The 15,967-nt window shown below is 72.2% G+C and carries 12 protein-coding genes; 8 read left to right on the plus strand and 4 right to left on the minus strand.

The annotated features are described in order from the left end of the window. The gene (locus ACFHWY_RS17620; protein WP_416581285.1) at positions 1-1,353 is read left to right on the plus strand and encodes an O-antigen ligase family protein; all 1,353 of its coding nucleotides are present in this window, start codon (positions 1-3) and stop codon (positions 1,351-1,353) included. Then, complete coding sequence (locus ACFHWY_RS17625; protein WP_416581286.1) at positions 1,340-3,418, plus strand: acyltransferase family protein; 2,079 nt, start codon at positions 1,340-1,342, stop codon at positions 3,416-3,418. Before ACFHWY_RS17620 ends, ACFHWY_RS17625 begins: the two co-directional genes overlap by 14 nt. 154 nt (positions 3,419-3,572) lie before the next feature. Here ACFHWY_RS17625 and ACFHWY_RS17630 read toward each other — a convergent pair whose 3' ends face one another. Further along, the gene (locus ACFHWY_RS17630) at positions 3,573-5,342 is read right to left on the minus strand and encodes a trypsin-like peptidase domain-containing protein (protein ID WP_416581287.1); all 1,770 of its coding nucleotides are present in this window, start codon (positions 5,340-5,342) and stop codon (positions 3,573-3,575) included. A 173-nt stretch (positions 5,343-5,515) separates the two neighbouring features. Here ACFHWY_RS17630 and ACFHWY_RS17635 point away from each other — a divergent pair, with 173 nt between their 5' ends. Genes ACFHWY_RS17635 through hutH form a run of 6 tightly spaced genes read left to right on the plus strand, consistent with a single transcriptional unit; the run spans position 5,516 to position 13,380 of the window. After that, a complete protein-coding gene (locus ACFHWY_RS17635; protein WP_416581288.1) occupies positions 5,516-6,364 on the plus strand; it encodes a MurR/RpiR family transcriptional regulator in 849 nt (282 codons plus the stop codon). 13 nt (positions 6,365-6,377) lie between these two features. Further along, on the plus strand, positions 6,378-8,063 hold the full coding sequence (gene hutU / locus ACFHWY_RS17640; protein ID WP_416581289.1) for a urocanate hydratase: 1,686 nt from the start codon (positions 6,378-6,380) through the stop codon (positions 8,061-8,063). Between the two features lie 10 nt (positions 8,064-8,073). Next, the gene (locus tag ACFHWY_RS17645) at positions 8,074-9,291 is read left to right on the plus strand and encodes an allantoate amidohydrolase (protein WP_416581290.1); all 1,218 of its coding nucleotides are present in this window, start codon (positions 8,074-8,076) and stop codon (positions 9,289-9,291) included. Continuing rightward, positions 9,288-10,646, plus strand: a complete 1,359-nt coding sequence (locus ACFHWY_RS17650) for a formimidoylglutamate deiminase (protein ID WP_416581291.1) — start codon at positions 9,288-9,290, stop codon at positions 10,644-10,646. Before ACFHWY_RS17645 ends, ACFHWY_RS17650 begins: the two co-directional genes overlap by 4 nt. Then, positions 10,643-11,848, plus strand: a complete 1,206-nt coding sequence (hutI, locus tag ACFHWY_RS17655; protein ID WP_416581292.1) for an imidazolonepropionase — start codon at positions 10,643-10,645, stop codon at positions 11,846-11,848. The genes ACFHWY_RS17650 and hutI overlap by 4 nt, the downstream gene beginning before the upstream one ends. Continuing rightward, on the plus strand, positions 11,845-13,380 hold the full coding sequence (gene hutH / locus ACFHWY_RS17660; protein ID WP_416581293.1) for a histidine ammonia-lyase: 1,536 nt from the start codon (positions 11,845-11,847) through the stop codon (positions 13,378-13,380). Before hutI ends, hutH begins: the two co-directional genes overlap by 4 nt. A gap of 49 nt (positions 13,381-13,429) precedes the next feature. On the opposite strand, the gene rdgB is transcribed toward hutH, so the two are convergent. From rdgB to ACFHWY_RS17675, 3 genes are read right to left on the minus strand one after another with little or no spacing between them, the layout of a single operon-like run. Continuing rightward, the gene (gene rdgB / locus ACFHWY_RS17665; RefSeq protein ID WP_416581294.1) at positions 13,430-14,047 is read right to left on the minus strand and encodes an RdgB/HAM1 family non-canonical purine NTP pyrophosphatase; all 618 of its coding nucleotides are present in this window, start codon (positions 14,045-14,047) and stop codon (positions 13,430-13,432) included. Then, positions 14,044-14,772, minus strand: coding sequence for a ribonuclease PH (gene rph, locus ACFHWY_RS17670; RefSeq protein WP_416581295.1), 729 nt, complete (start codon positions 14,770-14,772; stop codon positions 14,044-14,046). Before rph ends, rdgB begins: the two co-directional genes overlap by 4 nt. A 9-nt stretch (positions 14,773-14,781) precedes the next feature. After that, complete coding sequence (locus ACFHWY_RS17675) at positions 14,782-15,945, minus strand: glycosyltransferase (RefSeq protein WP_416581349.1); 1,164 nt, start codon at positions 15,943-15,945, stop codon at positions 14,782-14,784. Between the last annotated feature and the right edge of the window lie 22 nt (positions 15,946-15,967).

A 15,967-nucleotide genomic window follows, 5' to 3' on the forward strand; every position in this document is an offset into this window, starting at 1 on the left:
GTGACCACACTCTTCGGTGTCCTGCTCAGCGCGGGTGGTCTCGCGTCGGCCGCTTGGCTGATCCACGAGCGGGGAGCCGTCGCCACCGCCTTCACCGGCGGCAGGACTGCCATCGCGGTCATCGGATTCGGGGTTCTCGCGAACGCCGCGCCAGTGATCGCCGGTAGCCGGTCCTCGGCGTTCATCGGCCTGCTGGTGCTCACACTGGTCGCCTGGCTACTCGTCACGCGCCGAGGGCGGCTGGCGGGCCCGCCCGAGGTCTGGCGTCAGGTCTGTCTGGGGCTGGGTGGCGCGCTGCTCCTCTGGTGCGTGAGCGTGGATGTCCTCACCGGTGACGGCGTGTACGGGGCGCGGATTCCGGCGTACATCGCTGCGGGGCTGTTGCTGCTCGCGCTGTGGCTGCTGGGGGCAGGTGCCACGGTGAGCCTCGGAGCCATGGCGTACACCGGACTGGCTGTGCTGTCGGTGCTGACGATCCCGACGGCCGGGTACGAACAGGCATGGCGAGCCTGCACCGTCGGGCATCTGGAGAAATGCTCGCTGGCGGGCGGATTGTTCAGGAGCTTCTACGACTCCGAGAACTACATCGCTCTGATCACCTCGTTCACCCTGGTCGCTGCCGTATGCGCGCTGCGAGGGGTGGAGCGGGTGGCGGTGCTGGCGTTCTGCCTGCTGGTCATCGTCGCGACCGGATCCCGGACCAGCTATATGGCCCTCGCCGCAGTGGTTGTGTGGGTCTTCGGCGCCTTTCTCCTCGAACGGCGGCGACCGTACCCGCGAATCAACGTCGCCCTCTGCGCAGCTCTCGTGGTCGGGGCCGCGGCAACGGCCATCTACCTGACCTGGAGCGCGTCCAGGAGCACCTTGAGCAACCGCGGCAACATCTGGATTCACGTCCGCGAGTACATCTCCGGTGCGGAGGGCATCGGTGTCGGCGTATCCAAGTGGTACTACCTCCGGGACGTCGGCGACGCACCGCACCACTTCTTCCACTCGGGCTACGTGCTGGCGATCTTCTCGGGTGGTTTCGTCGCGTTGACCCTGTGGGGCCTCCTGCTGGTCACCCTGCTGCGCGCGCCGGTGATCGACGACCGGGCGTTCTCCGCCAAGGCGCCAGTGGCGCTGTTCGTGATCTACTCATTCACCGAGGTGGTCTGGAACCCACTCTCGGTCGACGGGCTGACCTGGATCTTCGCCCTGATGGTGCTGACCACTTGCGTGTCAGGATCGACGAATCCCGTTGGGGCCCGAGGGCCGGCGGCGGCCGAGCATCGTCCGGGGCCGCTGGCTACGGTCCGCCGGCTGGCTGGCCGGCCGTCTATCGGCCGAGCCAAGACCGATGCCCGAGACTGACCGGGCTCAGGCTCCCGAAAGCGGCTTCCGGCCGGACATCCAGGGGCTACGCGCCGTCGCGGTCGTGGTGGTGATCCTGGAACACGTCTTCCGCTGGCCGGCCGGCGGGTTCGTCGGTGTCGACGTCTTCTTCGTGATCTCCGGCTTTCTGATCACAGGGCTGCTGCTCACCGAGCACGACCGTACGGGACGGATCTCCTTCGCGGACTTCTACCGCCGGCGGGTTCGGCGGATCCTGCCGTTGGCGATGCTGGTCCTGGTGAGCACGCTCCTCGCGTCGTCGCTGCTGTTCCTGGGCGAGCGGGTCAGATCGGCGGCCTGGGACGCCCTCTGGGCCGGGCTCTTCGCGGCCAACTGGCGCTTCGCCGCCACCGACACGGACTACTGGCAGACCGACGGACCGGTCTCGCCGCTACAGCACTACTGGTCCCTTGCCGTGGAGGAGCAGTTCTACCTGGTCTGGCCGGTGCTGCTGGTGACGGTGCTGGGATTGGCCGCCCGGCGGTGGCGGGACCCGAACCGGTCGCGGTGGGCGCTGGGTACCGTCCTGGGGGCGATCGTCCTCGGCTCCATCGTGTTCGCCCTCCGGGAGGTCGACCATCGCCCTACGGCCGCCTACTTCTCGACCTTCTCCCGGGCCTGGGAACTGGGAATCGGCGCGCTGCTGGCCGTGGCGGCACCGCTGCTTGCCCGCATACCGGCACCGGTCCGCCCGGCCTATCAGTGGCTGGGGCTGACCGGCCTGGTCGTCTCGGTGCTGAGCATCGCGGCGCAGACCCCCATGCCGGTGCCGGGTGCGCTCCTGACGGTGATCTCCACGGCCTTGGTCATCGTCGGAGGCGTCGGCGGGCAGCGGCTCATGTTCCCGTTGACAAACCCAGTCGTACGCTACGTCGGGAACATCTCCTACTCGCTCTACCTTTGGCACTTCCCGCTGCTTGTCCTCATCGGAGCCGCGCTGCCCGCCAATGGCTCTGCCACGCAGTTGCTCACGCTCGCCGGCACAGGTCTGCTGTCTGTGCTCTCCTACCACCTGGTGGAGGACCCGGTGCGCCGGTCGTCGTGGTTGGCGCGGCGACAGCCGACAACGCCGCCTCAGCGAGGCGTACCGGCACTGGTTCTGCGGGTCGCGATCCTGGTGACGCTGGCCGCCGGGGTAGCCGCGGTCGCCGCGGTCGCAATCCCGCCACCAGCGCCGCAGGGTGCGAGAGAAGCGGCTGTCGTTACCTCGCAGTACGAGTTGACCGGACAGATCCGCGCGGCGCTGGGCACCACCGACTGGCCGGTGCTGACACCTCCTCCGGAACAACTGAGCAGCCAGGGCTTTACCCGCGGCGAAGGACAGGGTTGCCGGCCAGCCATCCCGGACGGCAATGACTGTGCCGTCACGACACCCCGTCCTCGTAGGCTGGCCGTGGTTGTCGGGGACTCCATCGCGACCGCCTGGCTGCCGCTGGTGCGGGGTGTGCTGGAACCCGCCGACTGGGTGGTCCAGGACCTGACCTACGCCGGTTGCCCGTTCCTCGCCTCGGAAACAACCTCCCCCGTCGAGAGCATCACCCGAGCCTGTCCCGGGCATCGGCAGATAGTGCGGACATTCGTCGACAACCGGCGGCCCGATCTGGTGTTCGTGAGCAACGCCTACCGCCAACGGTTCACCCTGACTGGCGGCAACCCGTCACTGCCCGAATGGGAACGAGCCACACGTACCGCCAAGGAAGCGTGGCTCGCGACGGCAGGAAGGGTCGTTGCCCTGCAGCCGCCGCCTCCCGGCCTGGACCCGAGAACATGCGTCACTCGGTTGTCGGCCCCCGGCGACTGCGTTTCGACGCTCTCGGACGAGTACCGGTCCTACGCGGAGGCCGACCGACGGATCTGGCACGGGAAGGGGTCCTGGCACATAGCCACCACGGATTGGTTCTGCAGAGCGGGGCGCTGCCCAATCTTCGTGGGTGGCGTCGTCGTCCGACGCGACGGAAACCACATCACCACCGAGTACGCCCGCAAGCTGACACCGCTGCTCGATTTGATCCTGGCCCCGGTGCTGACCAGCTCCACGGATTGACCTACGACGCCGCCCGTGGGTTCTACGGCGCCAGCCCGGATCGACCTGAGTCACGGCGCCGTCTCCCTTTACCACTCCTCGCTGAGCTGGGACAGCACCTCGCGCGAGATCATCTACGTGTGTGAGTTCGCGGTCAACCACAGCAGGGCGCCGGCTAGCGCTGACGCATTCGCAAGCGCGACCAGGCCAGCGTACCGATCCCACCTACGAGGGCGGCAGCGGCGGCGACGAGCAGCGGCACCACCCAGCCAGGGCGGGACGGTTCATCGCCGCCGGCCGCGACCGCGGCCTCCCGGTACATCTGCGCCAGTACGTTGGTGGGCGAACGTTCCACAACCTCCGTGAGCTGTGGAGCGGCCCCGGTTTCGTCGCCGGCGAAGTACGCGTCGAGAGCGCTGCGGTAGAGCCGGTCAGGCTCGGCGAGGCTGTTCTCGACGCCCGCGGCGCTGAGCAGTTCACTCATCCTCGACACCGGCACCACCAGGCGGTTCGGGCGGTTGGGCTGCAGCAGATCGTTGTCGAGCATGCCGACCACCCGGCCCTGCGGGTCGATCGCTATCCCACCGCGGGAATAGGCGCCGACATCTTCGCTGATCTGGTACGCCGACGACTCGATGTCCACTTCGGTCACCCGGACCGGTGCGGACAGAACCGTGTAGGTGGCGGATCGGTAGGCGGTGTCGGCGGTGCCGTAACCCAGCACCTGCAGCGAAGTACCCGAGGCGATTGTGGCCGAGTTGTTCAGTTCGGCGGCGGGGAGTTCACCTTGGTCAAGCTTGACCAGGGCAAGGTTGCCCTCGGCGAGGCTGAGAGCCTGGATGACGCTGCCAGGAATTGCGGGATTCTCGGTCAGGTCGCCCACGGCGACGTTCAGCTGCGCGAAGAGCCTGCTATCGGGTTCGGTGCCGGGTTCGGGCCCGGTGAACGCGGTGCTGGCGAGCCGGGTCCGGACGTAGCGTTGGACGTCGTCCGCCTTCAACGTGCCGTCAGCGACGAGGGCTTTGGCCAAGGCGTCGAGCGCATGCTCGCGCAGGATGTCCGAAGTGGGCTGTACGCACTGGCCGTTGGTGAGTACGTGCCCATCGTGGTTGACTACGACCCCGCTACAACGCCGACTGAAGGTGAACGGCTCGGGATGCAGCAGGGTGTCGTCCTGTCCGCCGCGGACGTACCCGGTGAGGATGGCCTCCAGGAAGACCATCGAGGGTGCCACGGTGGCGAGTGCGTGCTCCTCGGCACTCCGAGGCGCGGCTGCCGCCCAGGGTTTGAGTCCGGGTGGAGGCGGAGTCGCGGTCGGTGCGCCGACTGTCGGCGCGGTGTCCGGCTCGCCCGCAGCGACCGCCCAGATACCGGCTCCGCCACCGACGGCGGCCACCAGGAACAGCACCGACACCGCGATCCAGAGGCCGGTCTGCCGCTTGGGCGGGGCAGAAGGCTTGATCCGGCGGACCTGCGCGGCGAACGGGTCATCGAAGGACGGGCCACGATCGGGCGAGGTCGGCGCGCCCGAGACCGGGTCCGGGTAGACCGGCTGAGGCGAGATCAGGCTCGCCGCCTGCGGGGCGCCCGACACCGGTTGTGGCGGACCCGATATCGGCTGCGGGACAACTGTGGGCACGGGCTGGTAGTCGACTTCGAGGGCGCGGAAGAGCTTCTCTGCCGCCGGCCCGCTCTCGGCGGAGTAGGCGACCCAGGGCGCGGCGGCCGAGAAGTCCGCGTACGTGAAGGGGGCGCCACCGGTGGTCTGGGCGAGGTTGTTGGCCATCCCGGCGAAGGCTTCGCGCCAGCCCGCAGTGGCGGCGACCGTGGCGTCCAGGACGGCCACCGTGACCAGGCGGCCCTGCCCGTCGATGGCGGCCCACGCCTTGCCGACCGGCGACCCGCCCAGCAGGTGGGTGTACCGGTACGGGCCCTCCGGCTGCATGGCAACTCCTCTGCTCGACCGCCGTGCGGATCCTATCGACTCGTCGTACCTCACCCTGACCACCGGTCACCGCACTCCGGGTGATCACGCCGAATCCGCAGCTCAGCATTGGTCCACAGTAGATCGCACAGGACAGCTTGCCTGGTGAAAGTTTTCATGCATAGAGTCATGGAATGAATGAGGGAGCTGCCATCGCGCCGACCGAACGGGTCGTCGGCCTGTTCGACGGGGTCCGGCTGACTCCGACGCAACGGCGCATCGCGCACTGCCTGGTGCAGCACGCTCCCGCCGTCGGCTACCTCTCCGCCGCCGAGGTCGCCGAACTGGCCGGGGTCAGCCAGCCGTCGGTCACCCGGTTCGCGGTGGCGCTGGGCCACGACGGTTATCCCGCGCTGCGCCGCCGGCTGCGCGAGCTGACCGCCGCCGCGCCCGGTCCGGCCGCCGCCGGCAACGAGCTCCAGCAGGCGGTACGCGCCGAAGTCGGCAACCTGGACCGGCTGGCCGGACAGCTCGCCGACCGGGAGCGGATCGCCGGGACCGGGCGGCTGCTCGCCGCCAGCCGACCGCTGCCGGTGCTCGGTCTGCGGGCCGCCGCGCCGCTCGCCGCCTACTTCGCCTACTTCGCGGCCAAGGTACATCCGGACGTCCGGGTGCTCGACCACGGCGGCAGCCTGCTCGCCGACCGGGTGGAGCAGGCCGCCGAGGCCGGGGCGACCGCCATGCTGGCCTTCGTGCTGCCCCGCTACCCCCGGGAGACCCTGGACGCGCTGCGCGAGGCCCGCGAGGCGGGGCTGACGGTGGTCGCGATCACCGACTCGCCGGTGAGCCCGGCCGCCGAGTACGCCGACCTGGTGTTGCCCGCGGCGGTCGGCGCGCAGCTCGTCTTCGACCTGCACACCGCCCCGATGACCCTGGCCATGGTGCTGCTCCAGGCGATCTGCGACGCCGCGCCGGCCGAGACCCAGCGGCGGCTGGAGGTGTTCGAAGCCTCGGCCACCCGTCGACAGTTGTTCCTCGGTTAGGAGGAGTCCCGCGATGACGCAACCCACCCGGGGCACGCCCGGCAGCGCAATCAGACAGGGCACGCCCGGCAGCGCACCCATCCGTGCCGCGCGCGGCAGCGAGCGCAGCGCCCGAGGCTGGCCGCAGGAGGCGGCGCTGCGGATGCTGATGAACAACCTCGACCCGGAGGTGGCCGAGCGCCCCGACGACCTGGTCGTCTACGGCGGCACCGGGAAGGCTGCCAGGGACTGGCCGTCGTACCACGCCCTGGTGCGAACGCTGACCGACCTGCGCGACGACGAGACGATGCTGGTGCAGTCGGGCCGGCCGGTCGGCGTCATGCGTACCCACGAGTGGGCGCCGCGGGTGCTGCTGGCCAACTCCAACCTGGTCGGCGACTGGGCCACCTGGCCGGAGTTCCGCCGCCTGGAGCAGCTCGGCCTGACCATGTACGGCCAGATGACCGCCGGGTCGTGGATCTACATCGGCACCCAGGGCATCCTGCAGGGCACCTACGAGACGTTCGCCGCTGTCGCCGCCAAGCGCTTCGACAACACCCTGGCAGGCACGCTGACGCTGACCGCCGGGTGCGGCGGGATGGGCGGGGCGCAGCCCCTCGCGGTCACCCTGAACGGCGGCGCCTGCCTGATCGTGGACGTGGACCGCGGCCGGCTGGAGCGGCGCAGGCACGACCGCTATCTCGACGAGATCGCCGACGGCCTGGACGACGCGGTCGAGCGGGTCCTCGCGGCGAAGCGGGATCGGCGTCCGCTCGGCGTGGGGGTGGTCGGCAACGCCGCCACGGTCTTCCCGGAGGTGCTGCGCCGGGGTGTGCCGGTCGACGTCGTCACCGACCAGACCAGCGCGCACGACCCGCTGTCGTACCTGCCGGAGGGGGTGGAGCCGGCCGACGCCGAGGACTACGCGAAGGCCAAGCCGGCCGAGTTCACCGAACGGGCCCGGGAGTCGATGGCGAAACACGTCGAGGCGATGGTCGGCTTCCTCGACGCCGGCGCGGAGGTCTTCGACTACGGCAACTCGATCCGGGGGGAGGCACGTCTCGGCGGGTACGACCGGGCGTTCGACTTCCCCGGCTTCGTGCCGGCGTACATCCGGCCGCTGTTCTGCGAGGGCAGGGGCCCGTTCCGGTGGGCGGCGCTCTCCGGCGACCCCGCCGACATCGCCGCCACCGACCGGGCGATCCTGGAGCTGTTCCCGGAAAACGAGTCGCTCGCCCGGTGGATGCGGTTGGCTGGCGAGCGGGTCGCCTTCCAGGGCCTGCCGGCCCGGATCTGCTGGCTCGGCTACGGCGAACGGGACAGGGCAGGCGTACGGTTCAACGAGATGGTCGCCTCCGGCGAGCTGAGCGCACCGCTGGTGATCGGCCGGGACCACCTGGACTGCGGCAGCGTGGCCAGCCCGTTCCGGGAGACCGAGGCGATGGCCGACGGCTCCGACGCGATCGCCGACTGGCCGCTGCTCAACGCGCTGGTCAACACCGCGAGCGGGGCGTCCTGGGTCTCCCTGCACCACGGCGGCGGGGTGGGTATCGGCCGCTCCATCCACGCCGGCCAGGTCTGCGTCGCCGACGGCAGCGCCCTGGCCGGGCAGAAGATCGAGCGGGTGCTGACCAACGACCCGGCGATGGGCGTCATCCGGCACGTCGACGCCGGCTACGACACCCCGCACACCGGCGTCCGCATCCCGATGGCGGAGTAAGGGAGGGCTCTTGTTCACGCATACGGTAGAGGAAGGGCCGCTTCCGAACAGGTTCCGGAAGTTGTGGGACGAGATCGCGCCGATCGGGCGGGACCCGGTCAGCGGCGGCTACCTGCGCTACGCGTTCACCGAGCCCGAGCTGCGGCTACGCGACTGGTTCCGGGCGCAGGCCGAGGCGCGCAGCATGCCCGTCACCGAGGACGGCAACGGCAACCTGTTCGCCTGGTGGGGAGACCCGGACGCCAGGGACGCGGTGCTGACCGGCAGCCACTTCGACTCGGTGCCGCACGGCGGGGCGTACGACGGGCCGCTGGGCATCGTCAGCGCCTGGCTCGCCGTGGACGAGCTGCGCACGGCCGGCGTCGCACCGGCCCGGCCGCTGGTCGTCGGCGCGTTCGTCGAGGAGGAAGGGGCACGGTTCGGCGTACCGTGCCTGGGTTCGCGGCTGCTCACCGGGCAGATCGGCGTGGAGCGGGCGGCCGGGCTGCGCGACACGGCCGGGGTGAGCCTCGCCGAGGCGCTGGGTGACCGGCCGGCGGGTGCCGACCCGGCGCTGCTCGGCCGGCTGGCCGCCTTCGTGGAACTGCACGTCGAGCAGGGCCGCGCGCTGGTCGACCAGGCCGCGCCGGTCGCGGTGGCCAACGCGATCTGGCCGCACGGCCGCTGGCGCTTCGAGGTCACCGGCGAGGGAGACCACGCCGGTACGACCCGGATGGCCGACCGCCGCGACCCGATGCTCACGTACGCGTTCACGGTGCTCGCCGCGAACAAGGAGGCCCGGCTGCGCGACGCCCACGCCACCGTCGGCCGGGTGGCCGTGACGCCGAACGCGACGAACGCGATCCCGTCCCGGGTGACCGGTTGGCTGGACGCCCGCGCCGCCGAGCCGGAGACGCTGACCGGCCTGGTGGAGGCGGTCCGCGCCAAGGCCGCCGAACGGGCCCGGCGCGACGGCACCGAGGTCACCATGGTCGAGGAGTCGGCGACCCCGCTGGTGGCCTTCGACGGCGGGTTGGCCGACCGGCTGGCGCGGCTGCTGCACGCCCCGGTGCTGCCCACCGGCGCGGGCCACGACGCGGGGGTGCTGGCCGCGCATGTTCCCACGGCGATGCTCTTCGTCCGTAACCCCACCGGCGTGTCGCACTCCCCCGCCGAGTCGGCCACCGACGCCGACTGCGCCGCCGGGGTGACCGCCCTGGCCCGGGTACTTGAGGATCTGACCGGATGACCTCGACCCGCTGGCTCGCCGAGTACGCGTGGCTGCCCGAGCAGGCCGAGCCCACCGCGGACGTGCTGATCGAGACGGTCGACGACCGGATCACCGGGGTGACCCCGCTGACGCCCGCCGGCCACCCGGATGCCGGCGTCGACGTGCTGGTCGACGCGGTACGGCTGCCGGGGCTGACGCTGCCGGGGCTGGCCAACGCCCACTCGCACGCCTTCCACCGGGCGCTGCGCGGACGCACCCACGGAGGGCGCGGTGACTTCTGGAGCTGGCGCGACCAGATGTACGCCGTCACCACCCGACTGGATCCGGATTCCTATCTGGCGCTGGCGCGGGCGGTCTACGCCGAGATGGCGCTGGCCGGCATCACCGGTGTCGGCGAGTTCCACTACCTGCACCACGGGCCGGGCGGCACCCCGTACGCCGACCCGAACGTGATGGGAGCGGCGCTGGTCGCGGCGGCGGCGCAGGCCGGCATCCGGTTGACCCTGCTGGACGCCTGCTACCTGACTGCCACTGTGGACGGTCAGCCGCTGACCGGACCACAGCAGCGCTTCGGCGACGGCGACGCGACACGCTGGGCGGAGCGGGTCGACGCGTTCACCCCCGAGGGCGGGCACGCGCGGATGGGCGCGGCGATCCACTCCGTCCGTGCCGTGCCGGCCGACCAGCTCGCCACGGTCGCCGCCTGGGCGGTGCACCGCGACGCGCCGCTGCACGTGCACCTCTCCGAGCAGCCCGCCGAGAACGACGCCTGCCGAGCGGTGCACGGCCGCACCCCGACCGGCCTGCTCGCCGAGCACGGGGTCCTGCGCCGGTCCACCACGGCGGTGCACGCCACCCATCCCACCAGTGCCGACGTGGGCCTGCTCGGCGAGGCCCGGAGCGGGGTCTGCCTCTGCCCGACCACCGAGCGGGACCTCGCCGACGGCATCGGACCGGCCCGCCGGATGGCCGACGCCGGGATCCCGCTCAGCCTGGGCAGCGACAGCCACGCCGTGATCGACCCGTTCGAGGAGGCCCGGGCCGTCGAGCTGGACGAGCGGCTACGTACCCGGCGGCGCGGCCACTTCGCCCCGGCGGACCTGCTGAGCACGGCGAGCGAGACCGGGCACGCCGCGCTGGGCTGGACCGACGCCGGCCGGATCGCGGTGGGTGACCGCGCCGACCTGGTCACGGTGCGGCTGGACAGCGTTCGCACCGCCGGGGTGGCTCCGGCGGGTGTCTGGTTCGCGGCGAGCGCCGCCGACGTCACGCAGGTGGTGGTGGACGGGCGGGTCCTGGTCCACGACGGTCACCACGTGACGCTCGACGTGCCGCAGGAACTGGCCACCGCGATCGCGGCGGTCGCCCGATGACAGGTCTGCTGGTGGACAACATCGGTGAGCTGGTCACCAACGAGGCTGGTCGGGGCGAGGCCGGGCCGCTGGGCATCCGTCGTCGGGCGGCGCTGCTCGTCGAGCACGGCGAGGTGGCCTGGGTCGGCCCGGCCGCGGACGCGCCGGCCGCCGAGCGGCGGATCGACGCCCACGGTGCGGCGGTGCTGCCCGGTTTCGTGGACAGCCACGCCCACCTGGTCTTCGCTGGGGACCGCGCCGCCGAGTTCGCCGCCCGGATGGCGGGGCAGCCGTACACCGGCGGCGGCATCCGGACCACGGTCGGCGCCACCCGCGCCGCCAGTGACGGCGAACTGCGCGCCACCGTGCGGCGGCTGCGCGCCGAGGCACTGCGGCAGGGCACCACCACCATCGAGATCAAGAGTGGGTACGGCCTCACCGTCGCCGACGAGGCCCGCTCGTTGCGGATCGCCGCCGAGGTCACCGGGGAGACCACCTTCCTCGGCGCACACGTGGTTCCGCCCGAGTACGCCAACCGCCCCGACGAGTACGTGGGGCTGGTCTGCGGGCCGATGCTGGCTGCCGCCCGGCCGTACGCCCGCTGGATCGACGTGTTCTGCGAGCGGAGCGCCTTCGACGCCGACCACGCCCGGGCGATCCTGACCTGCGGGCAGGCGGTCGGCCTGGACGTTCGGGTACACGCCAACCAGCTCGGCCACGGTCCGGGCGTGCGACTCGGGGTGGAGTTGGGCGCGGCCAGCGTGGACCACTGCACCCACCTGACCGACGCCGACGTCGACGCGCTGGCATCGACCCGGTTCGACTGCACGTGCCACGAAGGCGGGCACACCAGGACCGTCGCCACCCTGTTGCCCGGCGCCGAGTTCTCCACGCGCTCGCCCTATCCCGACGCGCGCCGGCTGCTCGACGCCGGCGTCACCGTGGCGCTGGCCACCGACTGTAACCCCGGCTCGTCGTACACCTCGTCGATGCCGTTCTGTATCGCGCTGGCCGTACGCGAGATGCGGATGACCCCGGCGGAGGCGGTGTGGGCAGCGACCGCCGGTGGCGCGCGGGCACTGCGCCGCGACGACGTCGGTGTGCTGCGGCCCGGCGCCCGCGCCGACCTGGTCATCCTCGACGCCCCGTCCCACCTGCACCTGGCCTACCGGCCCGGGGTACCCCTGATCCGCCAGGTTCTGCACAACGGAGTTCCGCGATGACCGTGACCATCCAGCCCACCGGGATCTCCCCCGCCGACGTGCTCGCCGTGGCCCGGGGCACCGCCAGGATCGTGCTCGCCCCGGCCACCATCGACGCGATGGCGACCAGCCGGGCCATCGTGGCGGGCATCGAAGCCGCGGGCCGCCCCGTCTACGGCGTGTCCACCGGCTTCGGGGCGCTGGCCAACACCTTCGTCGCCCCCGAGCGCCGCGCCGAGTTGCAGCACGCGCTGATCCGCTCGCACGCCGCCGGGGTGGGCGCACCGATGCCCCGGGAGGTGGTGCGGGCGATGATGCTGCTGCGGGTGCGGTCGCTGGCGCTGGGGCACTCCGGAGTACGACCGCTGGTCGCCGAAGCCCTGGTGGACCTGCTCAACCACGACGTCACCCCGTGGGTGCCGGAGCACGGATCGCTGGGCGCCTCCGGCGACCTGGCACCGCTGGCGCACTGCGCGCTGGTGCTGCTCGGCGAGGGCTGGGTGCTCGGCCCGGACGGCGGCCGGATGCTCGCCGCGGACGCGCTGAACCGGGCCGGCCTCACCCCGGTACAGCTGGCCGCCAAGGAAGGGCTGGCGCTGATCAACGGCACCGACGGCATGCTCGGCATGCTGCTGCTGGCGATCCACGACGCGGCACACCTGTTCACCATGGCCGACGTGACCGCCGCGCTGGCGATCGAGGCGATGCTCGGCTCGGAGCGACCGTTCCGGCCGGAGCTGCACGCCATCCGCCCGCACCCCGGGCAGGGCGTCTCGGCCGCCAACATCCACCGGCTGTTGCAGGACTCGGCGGTGATGGACTCGCACCGCGACGACCTGGCGCACGCGGTGCAGGACGCGTACTCGATGCGCTGCGCCCCGCAGGTCGCCGGCGCGGCCCGGGACACGCTGGACTTCGTCCGCACCGTCGCCGCCCGCGAGCTGGTCTCGGTGGTGGACAACCCGGTGGTGCTGCCGGACGGCCAGGTCGAGTCGACCGGCAACTTCCACGGCGCTCCGCTGGGCTTCGCAGCGGATTTCCTGGCCATCGCCGCCGCCGAGGTGGGTGCGATCGCCGAGCGCCGGGTGGACCGGCTGCTGGACGTGACCCGGTCCCGGGACCTGCCGGCCTTTCTCTCCCCCGACGCGGGCGTCAACTCCGGGCTGATGATCGCCCAGTACACGGCGGCCGGGATCGTCGCGGAGAACCGGAGGCTGGCCGCGCCCGCCTCGGTCGACTCGCTGCCCACCAGCGGCATGCAGGAGGACCACGTCTCGATGGGCTGGGCGGCGGCCAAGAAGCTGCGAACGGTACTGGACAACCTGACCAGCCTGCTCGCGGTGGAACTGCTCGCCGCGGTCCGCGGATTGCAGCTGCGGGCGCCGCTGACGCCGTCGCCGGCCGGCCGGGCGGCCGTCGCCGCGCTCGGTCCGGCGGCCGGCGAACCCGGGCCGGATGTCTTCCTCGCCCCGGTGATGGAGGCCGCCCGCGCCGTGCTGGCCAGCCCCGACCTCCGCGCCGCCATCGAAGTCGAGCTGGGTGCCCTCGGCTAGCCGATCGTGCTGAGCGGGCGCCCCGGCAGGATCTCGCCTGCGTCGTCGTTCAGGCGGCCGGCGGGAGCACCTTGGCCACCAGGGCAGCCAGCTCCCGCAGCGCCTTGCCGCGGTGGCTGATGGCGTCTTTCTCCTCGGGCTTCAACTCGGCGTTGGTGCGATCCTGGCCGTCGCCGAGAAAGATCGGATCGTAGCCGAAGCCGCCGTCGCCACGTGGGGCGCGCAGCAGCCGGCCCGCCTGCCGGCCGTCGACGAGATGCTCCTTGCCGCCGGGCAGCACCAACGCGACGGTGCAGACGAAGGAGGCGCCCCGATGCTCGTCCGGCACGTCGCCGACCTGGTCGAGCACCAACTGAAGGTTGGCCTGGTCGGCGCCGTGCCGCCCGGCCCAGCGGGCGCTGAACACCCCCGGCATCCCGTTGAGCGCGTCCACGGCCAGCCCGGAGTCGTCGGCGATCGTCGGCAGCCCGGTGCGCCGGCAGCCCTCCCGCGCCTTGATCAGCGCGTTCTCACCAAAGGTCAGCCCGGTCTCCGGCAGCTCGGGATACGCCTCGACGTCGTCCAGTCCGATCAGGGCGACCCGGTGCGCGCCGAGCGCAGCGTCCACAATCCGCTGCAACTCGATCAGCTTCTTGCGGTTGCGGGTGGCGAGCAGGACCTTGTTCATCGAAGCAGCGCCTTCCGCTGGGCTTCGGCCAGGTCCAGACAGCCCAGGACGGCCACGTCGAGCAGGGCGTCCAACTGCTCCCGGGCGAAGACGCCGGCCTCGCCGGTGCCCTGCACCTCGACAAAATCGCCGGAGCCGGTGCAGACCACGTTCATGTCGACCTCGGCGGCCACGTCCTCTTCGTAGCACAGGTCCAGGCGCGGCTCCCCACCGATCAGTCCGACGCTGATCGCGGCCACCGAACGGTGCATCACCATCTCCGGCTTGCCGCTAAGGGCCTTGCGCGCGGCGAGCCAGTGCACCGCGTCGTGCAGGGCCACGTACGCGCCGGTGATCGCGGCGGTCCGGGTGCCGCCGTCGGCCTGCAGGACGTCGCAGTCGAGCACGATCGAGTTCTCGCCGAGCGCCTTCAGGTCGATGCCCGCGCGCAGGCTCCGGCCGATCAGCCGGGAGATCTCGTGGGTACGCCCACCGACCCGGCCCTTGACGCTCTCCCGGTCGGACCGGGTGTTGGTGGCCCGGGGCAGCATCGCGTACTCCGCGGTGACCCAGCCCAGTCCGGAGCCTCGCCGCCAGCGGGGCACGCCCTCGGTGACGCTCGCCGTGCAGAGCACCCGGGTCGCGCCGAACTCCACCAGCACCGACCCCTCCGGGTGGGCGCTCCAGCCGCGGGTCAGGGTCACCGGTCGAAGTTGGTCGGGTCGCCGCCCGTCAGGTCGCGCCATCCCTGCACCCTATGTGGTGCGCTGATCGCACCGTCCCCGGGTGTCCGCCGCCCGGCCCTGCCTCGTAGTCGTGGTGCCGTGCGCGCGGAGGAATCCGGTGGTCGCCGTCGGCCACCCGAACTGCTCGGCCCGCCGACGAGCGGCCGTCCGGCGCTCCGCCCGGGGGAGTTCCAGGAGCCGCCCGACGGCCCGGGCGATCGCCGCGGGGGTGCCGTGGACAGCGAGCCCTCCCGCACCGAGCACCTCGGGCAACGCGCTGGCGGCATTGGCCACCACCGGCGTGCCACAGGCCAGCGCCTCCAGTCCGGCCAGGCCGAAGGTCTCCACCGGACCGGGGGCCAGCACCACGTCGGCGCTGGCCATCAACGCCGCCAGCGCGCACCGGTCGGGCAGGAAGCCGGTGAAGGTCACCGGCAGGTCGGCCGCGCGCCGCAGCAGCGCCGGCCGGCGCGGCCCGTCACCGACCATCACCAGCACCGCTGGTACGCCGGCCCGCCGCAGCTCCGCCAACGCGCCGACAGCCAGCTCGGGCCGCTTCTCCACAGAGAGCCGGGCACAGTGCACCAGCAGCACCTCGGTCGGGTCGGCGTACCGCGCCCGGACCGCCGGGGTTGCCCGGTCGGGATGGAAGGTGTCCAGATCCACGCCGAGCGGCACGAGGTCCACCTGCGGAGCCCCGATACGGGTGAACTCCTCGGCGGCCCATCGCGTGGTGCAGACGATCCGGTCGTACCGGCGGGCCGTGTCGGCGTTGAGCCGGTCGGCGAGCCGCCGACCGACCGGTCCGGGCACCCCCCACGCGCCGAACAGGCCGCTGAGGGACTCGTGCGAGACCATCATCGACGGCACCCCGTGGGCCCGCGCCCAGTCCCCGGTCCAGCGCAGCGTCGACCGGTCGGAGACCTCCAACCGGTCGGGTGCGAGCGTGGCCAACAGCCGCGACAGCCGTTGCCGGCCGGTGAGCAGCCGGTAGCCGCCGCTGTGCGGCAGCGGCGGGCTGGCCAAAGTGATCACCCGCCCCCACGGGTGCAGCTCGTCGCCGTCGCGGCGGCCGGGCACGACGAGCACCGGCTCGTGGCCGGCCCGGCGGTAGCCCGCACCGAGGTGCTGCAGGGCGGTGCGCAGTCCGCCGGAACGTCCGGTGACGAAGGTGGCCAGCCGGACGATCCGCAGGGCGTCGGCGGTCGTGCCAGCC

The organism is Micromonospora sp. LOL_024, from assembly GCF_048060415.1.
In the GTDB taxonomy this organism is placed as follows: Bacteria; Actinomycetota; Actinomycetes; order Mycobacteriales; family Micromonosporaceae; genus Micromonospora.

Coding starts and splice junctions, on each gene's coding strand:
- ACFHWY_RS17625 (WP_416581286.1), top strand. CDS start 1,340: ATGCCCGAGACTGACCGGGCTCAGGCTCCCGAAAGCGGCTTCCGGCCG.
- ACFHWY_RS17630 (WP_416581287.1), bottom strand. CDS start 5,342: ATGCAGCCGGAGGGCCCGTACCGGTACACCCACCTGCTGGGCGGGTCG.
- ACFHWY_RS17635 (WP_416581288.1), top strand. CDS start 5,516: ATGAATGAGGGAGCTGCCATCGCGCCGACCGAACGGGTCGTCGGCCTG.
- hutU (WP_416581289.1), top strand. CDS start 6,378: ATGACGCAACCCACCCGGGGCACGCCCGGCAGCGCAATCAGACAGGGC.
- ACFHWY_RS17650 (WP_416581291.1), top strand. CDS start 9,288: ATGACCTCGACCCGCTGGCTCGCCGAGTACGCGTGGCTGCCCGAGCAG.
- hutI (WP_416581292.1), top strand. CDS start 10,643: ATGACAGGTCTGCTGGTGGACAACATCGGTGAGCTGGTCACCAACGAG.
- hutH (WP_416581293.1), top strand. CDS start 11,845: ATGACCGTGACCATCCAGCCCACCGGGATCTCCCCCGCCGACGTGCTC.
- rdgB (WP_416581294.1), bottom strand. CDS start 14,047: ATGAACAAGGTCCTGCTCGCCACCCGCAACCGCAAGAAGCTGATCGAG.
- rph (WP_416581295.1), bottom strand. CDS start 14,772: ATGGCGCGACCTGACGGGCGGCGACCCGACCAACTTCGACCGGTGACC.